1 protein-coding gene is annotated in these 1,285 nt (G+C 33.1%); it reads left to right on the top strand.

Annotation, left to right across the window (positions count from 1 at the left end; genetic code table 11):
• Nucleotides 1-566 precede the first annotated feature (566 nt).
• Nucleotides 567-1,106 carry an endonuclease NucS domain-containing protein gene (locus tag F6K22_RS33355; protein ID WP_293108238.1) on the top strand — a complete coding sequence of 180 codons (540 nt, stop codon included), beginning with the start codon at nucleotides 567-569 and terminating at the stop codon, nucleotides 1,104-1,106.
• Nucleotides 1,107-1,285: the final 179 nt, after the last annotated feature.

Here is a 1,285-nt window from a genome sequence, read left to right as displayed (position 1 = left end):
TCTGGAAACTATAACGTTGGAGTTTTTTGTGGGAATTTCCTATTTGTTAGTATCTCTCAAATCTCGGACTAGAGATTTTTTCGATTTGGAGTCTGTCTGGAAACTATAACGTTGGAGTTTTTTGTGGGAATTTCCTATTTGTTAGTATCTCTCAAATCTCGGACTAGAGATTTTTTCGATTTGGAGTCTGTCTGGAAACTATAACGTTGGAGTTTTTTGTGGTAATTTCCTATTGTTAGTATCTCTCAAATCTCGGACTAGAGATTTTTTCGATTTGGAGTCTGTCTGGAAACTATAACGTTGGAGTTTTTGGTGAGAATTTCCTATTATTAGTATCTCTTCAATTTTGAGAGGAGAGATTTTTCGATTTGGAGTCTGTCTGGAAACTATAACGTTGGAGTTTTTGGTCAGAATTTTCTATTATTAGTATCTCTTCAATTTTGAGAGGAGAGATTTTTTCGATTTGGAGTCTGTCTGGAAACTATAACGTTGGAGTTTTTGGTGAGAATTTCTTATTGATTAGTATCAGTCAAAATTAAGATTGGAGAGTTTTTGTAGATAACTCAATGCTGAAAAAAATAGCAGATAAGTGGGAATTTGAAAGTGAGGCAGCTTTAGAAGATTTTGTCTGGGAAAATTTGCCTCATCTATTCAATTTAGAACCTCTAAAACGTCAGCATATTGTTATGGGGGAATGGTGCGATATTTTAGCAGTATCAGAAGTGGGGCAGTTAGCAATATTAGAATTGAAAAATATTGAAGACCGCTATGTCGTGCAGCAGCTTACTCGATATTATGAAAATGTCTTAGTAGAAAAGCCTTTTTCCCAGAAAGTAGATTATCAAAACTTGGTGCGATTAGTAGCGATCGCTCCTTCTTTTCACAGACATAATTTTATTGATTTAAAATATAGCAAGCTGAATTTAGAGTTTTGGATATTTGATATTGTTCAAGAGGGAAAGTCGGTTTACTTTTATCTAAAAAATATTGATTGTCAAATATTGGTTAAGTTAAAAGTTCCTATTTCTGAAGAATATGTAATTAATCCCGAAAAAATATCTAATATAACTTTACTTCGGCTTCCGAAAGGGTTAAGTCTTAGTTGAGAAAGTTATAGTTTAGAGCAAAAGAATAAAATCCTAAACATCAGAGAAAAAATTCTTAGGTTCGACGAACGAATGGGAGAACAAAGTAACAAGGAGATTATTACTTATGGCAAAAAAAAGGGTAAAGGTCAACTTTGTAAAAGCATAGATAAATTTTGTGCTGGTCTGGATGAATATAA

It is taken from the genome of Okeania sp. SIO2F4 (assembly GCF_010672385.1).
Taxonomy (GTDB): domain Bacteria; phylum Cyanobacteriota; class Cyanobacteriia; order Cyanobacteriales; family Microcoleaceae; genus Trichodesmium.
The sequence above is the reverse complement of the archived record's forward strand: the minus strand, read 5'-3'. Positions and strand labels throughout refer to the sequence as shown.